We start from the raw sequence: 6,356 nt of genomic DNA, 5'->3' as shown, positions 1-6,356 counted from the left end.
GACTTGATCCTCAAACCAGCGGTTTGAGGATCAAGTCAGCACGCTCGTTGCGACTCCGGGGTGGGGCGGGTCAGCCGTTGAAGGTGACGTCCAGCGAGATCTCGCCGACGCCCGCGAGCGCCTTCGACACCGGGCAGCCGGACTTCGCGGCCTCGGCGGCGGCACGATAGGCGTCCGCGTCGATGCCCGACGCCGACCCCACCACGGTGAGCTTGATCTTCGAGATCTCGAGCCCACCGCCGGGTGCCGGGGTCAGCGTGACGTCGGCGGTCACGTCGGTCTCCCCGGGCGTGCCGCCCGCGTTCGCGACCTCCAGCGAGAACGCCATCGCGTAGCACGACGAGTGCGCCGCCGCGATGAGCTCCTCCGGGCTCGTGACGCCCTCCGCCGTGTCCGCCGTCCGACGGGGGAAGGAGACGTCGAACGTCCCCACCCCGGAGCTGGCGAGCTCGACCCGGCCGGAGCCCTTCTGGATGTCGCCGTTCCAGGCGGTGCGTGCGGTACGGGTGGTCATAGGAGATCTCCTTCGTGCTCCGGGACAGGTCACGACGACCGTAACCCGCACCCGCCGTGCACGACAGGGACCTTTCCGGTGGTGGCGGTCACGTCCGCCGGGTCGGCAGTTCGTGCACCGGTCGGCAGTTCAGACTGCCGTCCGGTGCACGAAGTGCCGCGCCGATCCGGCGCGGGCGTCACCGTGCGCCCGGACATCACCCGCACATTCATCCCTCCGCCGGGCCCGCGCGGACCTACCGTGCCGACATGACCGTCGACACCGGCCACGCGCCCCCCACGACGGACCCGGTCTCCCCGGCGCCACCCCGGCGACGGCGGGTCGGGCGGTGGGTGGTGCTCGGCGTGTGCCTGACCCTGCTGGTGGCCGTCGTGTGCTCGGTGCTCCTGGTGCGCGACGCCATGGTGGCGCGGACCGCGCTGACCCGCGCCGCCGCGGAGGTGCCCGTCGTCGCCGGGGAGCTGCGCGCCGGTGCCCGGGCCACGGTCGACGGGGCCACCCCGGCGACCCTCGCCTCCTCCCCCGCGCTCGCCGAGCTGCGGCGCCAGACGACGGTGGCCCGGGAGTCCACCGACGGGCCGCTGTGGTGGCTCGCCGCCCGGGCGCCCGGGATCGGGCCGTCCGCCGCCGCCGCGGCTGACGTCGCCGTCGTGCTCGACGACGTGACGGGTGACGTGCTGCCAGCCCTCGCGGACCTGGCCGACGCCGTCCCCGCCACGACGCGCACGCCCGGCGGCGGCCTCGACCTCGCACCGTTGCGGGCGGCGGCGCCGGGGCTGGCCGCGGCGCGACTCTCGGTGGACGCGTCGCGCGCCCGCCTCGACGACGTCGACCCTGCGGACCTGCTGCCCCAGCTGGCGGCGCCGGTCGAGACCCTGCGCGACCAGGTGGACGAGCTCGCCGCCGTCGTCGCCACGGGCGACCGCGCCGCCACGCTGGCGCCCGCGATGCTCGGCGCGGACGGCCCGCGGACCTACCTGATGCTCAGCATGAGCAGCGCGGAGCTGCGCGAGGGCGGCGGCATCCCGGGCGCGCTCATCCTGCTGCGCGCCGACCAGGGGCGCGTGTCGGTGGTGCGGCAGGTCCCGGCCGCGGACTTCCCGGCGTTCCGCGAGCCCGTGCTGCCGCTGTCCGCGGACGACGACGCGGCGTACACGGGGCGGCTCGGCATGTTCGTGCAGGACGTGACCGCGACGCCGGACTTCCCGACGACGGCCGCGCTGGCCGCCGAGATGTGGGCCCGCAACGAAGGTGAGCGCGTCGACGGCGTCCTCGCGACCGACCCCGTCGCGCTGTCCTTCCTGCTCGCCGAGGCCGGGGCGGTCCGGGTCCCGCTGTCCGGGCCGGTCGCGCAGGAGCTCGGCCGGGACCGGGTGGAGCTGACGGCCGAGAACGTCGTCGACGTGCTGCTGCGCCGCGTCTACGACGTGCTGGACCCGGCGACCGCCGACCAGTTCTACGCCGACACGGCCGCGGCCGTCCTCGCGCAGACGAGCGACGTCAGCCCGGGCGCGCTGCTGACCGGCCTGCAGCACGCGGCGGGCGAGCACCGGCTACGGGTCTGGTCGGCGGACCCTGCCGAGGAGTCGCGCCTGGAGGGCACCCTCGTGGCCGGGTCGTTCGCGACCGCGCCGCGCGCCGCGGACGCGGTCGGCGTGTTCCTCACCGACCACGTCGCAGGCAAGATGTCGGCGTACCTGCGCTCCGCGCTGACCGTCGTCGAGTCCACGTGCACACCCACCGGGCGGGTGGACACGCTGGAGCTCACGCTCGCGTCGGAGGCGCCGAAGGACGCCGCGTCGGCCCTGCCCTCCTACGTGGCCGGCCTGCCGGGCCGTGCCCACCCGCCCGGCACGCTGAGCCTCGGGGTGACGGTGGCGGGTCCGCGCGACGCCGAGCCGCCGCGGGTCGAGCGGGACGGGAACCCCGTCGGGGGCGACGCGCGCACCACGCACGCCCGCGCGACGCAGTCCGTCACCGTGGTCCTCGCCCCCGGGGAGAGCACCACCCTGCGGCTGACCGTCCCGGCGGCCCCCGGCACGCAGGGGGGCACGGTGGGTGGCACGCCCGCCGGCCGGCTCGAGGTCTGGTCCACGCCGACGACGACGGCGGGCGGGCTGCTCGACGCCGAGGCACCGGTCTGCGACTGATGTCCCGGGCCACCGTCAGCAGCGGGTGAATGCGCGCCCTGCCAGCGGTTTCACCCGGGTGAGGCGGGGTCCGCGCCGCCCCGGCGACGCTAGCGTGAACGCCCGAGGAAGACCCACGCGAGCACTGCCCGAGGAGTCGAGATGGCCCACGCACGCTACGCCGCCGGTGTCGCCGTCGGCCTGCTCCTGAGCGCCGGCGCGGCCCTGGCCGTCGCCACGCCCGCCGGTGCGGCGACGGAGACCCCGGACCCGAGCAGCAGCCCGAGCAGCACCGGGTACGAGCAGCCCGAGGTCCCGACGCTCACCGCCCAGATCTTCGAGCCCGTGTGCGACGGCGACGTGCCGTACCTGCGCTACGCCGTCACCGCGACGGGCACCCCGAACACCACCGTCACCATCACGTGGATCAACCCGGACGGCGACGACGTCGTGCAGCCCGACCTGCCGCTGAGCGGCCGCGTGCTGTGGCCCGGCGCCGTCGTCGACGCCGCCGGCAACCCGCTCGACTGGCCGGGCTGGCGCCTGGAGGACGGCGTGTGGGTGGAGGGCGACGAGTTCGACTGGGTGCGCCCGTCCGTCCAGGTGAAGATGCAGGTCAACCCCGAGCTGACGATGACGGCGAACTACCCGCCATCGTCGCCCAACTGCGCGACCAACCCGCCCGGCGTCACGCCGTCTCCCACCCCGACGCCCGGCGTGACCGTCCCCGGCGCCGTGCCGCCCGAGGCGGCGCCTCCGGGATCGCCGACGCCCGGCTTCCTGCCGCAGACGGGCGCAGGAGTCGCGGGCCTGGTCGCCGCGGCCGCAGGACTGGCCGCCGCCGGCGGCATCGCCGTCGCCGCCGCCCGGCGTCGCCGCAGCACCGACCACTGACCCTCTGATCGCTGTGAGCGGGCGATTGGCCCTGTCTCGTCGTGAGACGGGGCCAACCGCCCGCTCACAGCGTCAGGTCTCGACCAGGATGGTCACGGGGCCGTCGTTGACGAGGTCGACGGCCATGTCGGCGCCGAACCGCCCCGTCGCGACCTCGAGCCCGCGGGCGCGCAGGTCCGCGACGACGGCGTCCACCAGCGGCTCCGCGACCGGGCCGGGGGCGGCCGCGTTCCAGGTCGGACGCCGCCCCTTGCGCGTGTCGCCGTAGAGCGTGAACTGGCTGACCACCAGGACGGGGGCGCCCGCGTCGGCCGCGGAGCGCTCGTCGCGCAGGATGCGCAGCTCCGCGATCTTGCGGGCGACCGTCGCCACGTCCGCCGCGCCGTCCTCGTGGGTCACCCCGACCAGCGCGAGCAGCCCGGGCCGGTCGATCGCCCCGACCACCTCGCCGTCCACCGTGACGCTCGCGCGGGTCACGCGCTGCACGACCGCCCTCACGCGCCGTCCACCCGGAAGGCGGGGCGCACCGCGCCGACCGGGAGGCCGCCGCCGAGCACCGGCGTCGCGCCCACGACGTCCAGCGCGGCGAGGTCCGCCCCCGTGACGCCGCCCGCACCCGCGGCCCGGACGGCGGCGGCGAGGATCGCCGGACGCGCCCTGTCGCCACCGTCGAGGATCTTGAACGCGACGGCGGAGCCGTCGCGCAGGCCCGCCGCGCACACGCCGTCGGCACCGATCTTCGCGATCGTGCCCGGCACGGCCGTCATGACCAGCGTGTCCTCGCGGCCGCGGCCCGCGACCATCTCGGGGTACCCGGCCATCGCCCGCGCGACGCGGCCTGCGTCACCGCCGTCGGGCGTGGCCGCCGCCGCCGCGAGGCGGCCGAACGACCGCGCCAGGCCGAGCACGCTGGTGGAGAACAGCGGGGCGCCGCACCCGTCCATGGTGACGTGGGGCTCGTCGTCGCCCGTCACCTCGACGACGACGTCGCGCACGACCCGCTGCAGCGGGTGCGCGAGGTCCAGGTAGGACGCCGTGTCCCAGCCGGCCGCGACGCAGGTGGCGAGCATGGCGGCGTGCTTGCCGGAGCAGTTCTGCGCGATGCGTTCCGGCTTGCGGCCGGCCTCCTGCCAGGCGAGCGCCTCGGCGCGGCCGAGCGGCAGGTCCGGCGTGTTGCGCAGCGCGGACTCGTCGAGCCCCGCACCCGCGAGGATCTCGCGCGCCGCGGCCAGGTGCTCGGGCGCGCCGCTGTGGCTGGCAGCGGCCAGCGCGAGGAGTCGGTCGGGCAGGTCGAGCCCGGAGCGCAGCATGGCGAGCGCCTGCAGCGGCTTCACGGACGACCGCGGCCAGATCGTCGTCGTCGGCTCCCCCAGGGCGAGCCGCACGTCGTCGTCCGGGCCGAGCACCACGAGGTGCCCCAAGTGCACGGACTCGACGAGGTCGCCGCGGACCACATCGGCGAGCGGCACCGCACCGCGGGCGACGGGCGCGACGGAGGTCGGCACGGCAGGTGCCGTCAGCTCGTCCGCCACGTCACCAGCCACCCGTCGGGCCCTGCGGGCGGCGTCCCCCGCCGGTGCCGTAGGACTGGATCTTCGGACGCACGTCCACCCAGTAGATGATCGCCGGGGCCGTGGCGATGACGTTGAAGAACGATCCCGCCGTCATGAGCATCGGCGGCAGCCCGAACAGCCCGATCAGGGCCGCGACGCCGAGGATGAGCAGCCAGATGTTCTTGGTCAGCTTGCCCTCCGACACGAACGCGCGGGCGGGGCGGCGGGCGGCGTCCAGGAAGGCGACGAGCTGCACCACGAACACCACGACCGCGAGCGCGATGAGCAGGAAGTACTGGAGGGACCCGATGGCGGCGGAGATCACCCGCCCGAGCCTACGGGAGGACTACGGCAGGACGCGGAGCCGGCGGGAGCGGGCGGCGCCCGCGACGTGCTCGTCCCACGCGGCGACGACGGTGTCCGCGTGCGCGACGGCGAGCGCGCTGGCGACGTGCAGCGCGTCGGCGGCGCGCAGCGGCACGGGGCTCGCCGCGAGCAGGTCGGCGGCGCGCACGGAGACGTCGGGCGTCACCTCGATGGTGTGGAGGCCGGCGCTCAGCTCGTCCCAGAGCGCCGCGCCCCGGCGTCGGGCGAGCGGGTCGAGCACGCCTGCCCGCTCTCCGGCGGCGAGCGCCGCCCGGACCTCGGCGTCCGCGATGCGTGAGCTCACGACGACGTCGGCGCGGTTCCACAGCGCGCTCGCCAGGCGCGAGCCCGGCTCGTGCACGCACAGCTTCACCAGCGCACTGGCGTCGAAGTAGACGAGGGCCATCCTGCTCCGTCCGGGTCGGGGTCCTGCGGGGGGCGGGCGGGTCAGCGCCGGATGCGTCGCACGAGGTCGGACATGCGCGACGTCTGCCGGGCGGCCGGGCGCGCGGCCGGCCGGCCGGCACCGCTCGCGGCGCCGTCGGCGTCGGGCACGGCGTGCACGGGCCGCTCGGTCGCGGCGGGCGTCAGCAGGCCGTCCCGGACCAGCCCCGCGACGAGGTCCGCCGTCTCCACCCCGGACAGGCGGGCGACAGGCACCCCCCGTTCGGTGATGACGACCTCCTCGCCTGCACGAGCCTTCTCGATCCACGACTTCAGCTCGGCGCGCAGCGCGCTGACGGAGACCTCCATGACCGATGACCGTACCGTCCGCGGCCCGGCCGGAACAGACGCCCCGCACCGAGGTGGTCCCGGAACTGCCGAGGTAGTCCCCCCATTGCCGAGGTAGTGCGAGACCTGCCGAGGTAGTTCGCCACGTCGTGGGCGAACTACCTCCTG

8 protein-coding genes are annotated in these 6,356 nt (G+C 75.9%); 2 read left to right on the top strand and 6 right to left on the bottom strand.

The window, feature by feature from the left end; translation table 11 throughout:
* Positions 1 to 70: 70 nt before the first annotated feature.
* Complete coding sequence (locus tag ACWGKI_RS20385) at positions 71 to 514, bottom strand: OsmC family peroxiredoxin (protein ID WP_452189466.1); 444 nt, start codon at positions 512 to 514, stop codon at positions 71 to 73.
* 248 nt (positions 515 to 762) lie between these two features.
* On the opposite strand from ACWGKI_RS20385, the gene ACWGKI_RS20380 reads away from it, so the two are divergent.
* Positions 763 to 2,664, top strand: a complete 1,902-nt coding sequence (locus tag ACWGKI_RS20380; protein WP_452189465.1) for a DUF4012 domain-containing protein — start codon at positions 763 to 765, stop codon at positions 2,662 to 2,664.
* Between the two features lie 141 nt (positions 2,665 to 2,805).
* Entirely contained in the window at positions 2,806 to 3,537 is a 732-nt protein-coding gene (locus ACWGKI_RS20375) for an LPXTG cell wall anchor domain-containing protein (RefSeq protein ID WP_380245538.1), read from the top strand.
* 72 nt (positions 3,538 to 3,609) lie between these two features.
* Here the strand turns inward: ACWGKI_RS20375 and dtd are convergent, their stop codons facing one another.
* From dtd to ACWGKI_RS20350, 5 genes are read right to left on the bottom strand one after another with little or no spacing between them, the layout of a single operon-like run.
* Positions 3,610 to 4,035: a D-aminoacyl-tRNA deacylase gene (gene dtd, locus ACWGKI_RS20370; RefSeq protein WP_380243964.1), complete on the bottom strand. Its 426-nt coding sequence runs from the start codon at positions 4,033 to 4,035 to the stop codon at positions 3,610 to 3,612.
* The gene (locus ACWGKI_RS20365) at positions 4,032 to 5,081 is read right to left on the bottom strand and encodes an asparaginase (RefSeq protein ID WP_452189462.1); all 1,050 of its coding nucleotides are present in this window, start codon (positions 5,079 to 5,081) and stop codon (positions 4,032 to 4,034) included. Before ACWGKI_RS20365 ends, dtd begins: the two co-directional genes overlap by 4 nt.
* Positions 5,071 to 5,415, bottom strand: coding sequence for a DUF2516 family protein (locus tag ACWGKI_RS20360; protein ID WP_380243962.1), 345 nt, complete (start codon positions 5,413 to 5,415; stop codon positions 5,071 to 5,073). Before ACWGKI_RS20360 ends, ACWGKI_RS20365 begins: the two co-directional genes overlap by 11 nt.
* A gap of 21 nt (positions 5,416 to 5,436) precedes the next feature.
* The gene (locus ACWGKI_RS20355; RefSeq protein ID WP_452189460.1) at positions 5,437 to 5,862 is read right to left on the bottom strand and encodes a type II toxin-antitoxin system VapC family toxin; all 426 of its coding nucleotides are present in this window, start codon (positions 5,860 to 5,862) and stop codon (positions 5,437 to 5,439) included.
* A gap of 41 nt (positions 5,863 to 5,903) precedes the next feature.
* Positions 5,904 to 6,209, bottom strand: a complete 306-nt coding sequence (locus ACWGKI_RS20350; protein ID WP_452189458.1) for a type II toxin-antitoxin system Phd/YefM family antitoxin — start codon at positions 6,207 to 6,209, stop codon at positions 5,904 to 5,906.
* Positions 6,210 to 6,356 lie beyond the last annotated feature (147 nt).

The organism is Isoptericola sp. NPDC055881 (assembly GCF_053615895.1).
This window is presented reverse-complemented; position numbering and strand designations above follow the sequence as displayed.

Coding starts and splice junctions, on each gene's coding strand:
- ACWGKI_RS20385 (WP_452189466.1), bottom strand. CDS start 514: ATGACCACCCGTACCGCACGCACCGCCTGGAACGGCGACATCCAGAAG.
- ACWGKI_RS20380 (WP_452189465.1), top strand. CDS start 763: ATGACCGTCGACACCGGCCACGCGCCCCCCACGACGGACCCGGTCTCC.
- ACWGKI_RS20375 (WP_380245538.1), top strand. CDS start 2,806: ATGGCCCACGCACGCTACGCCGCCGGTGTCGCCGTCGGCCTGCTCCTG.
- ACWGKI_RS20355 (WP_452189460.1), bottom strand. CDS start 5,862: ATGGCCCTCGTCTACTTCGACGCCAGTGCGCTGGTGAAGCTGTGCGTG.
- ACWGKI_RS20350 (WP_452189458.1), bottom strand. CDS start 6,209: ATGGAGGTCTCCGTCAGCGCGCTGCGCGCCGAGCTGAAGTCGTGGATC.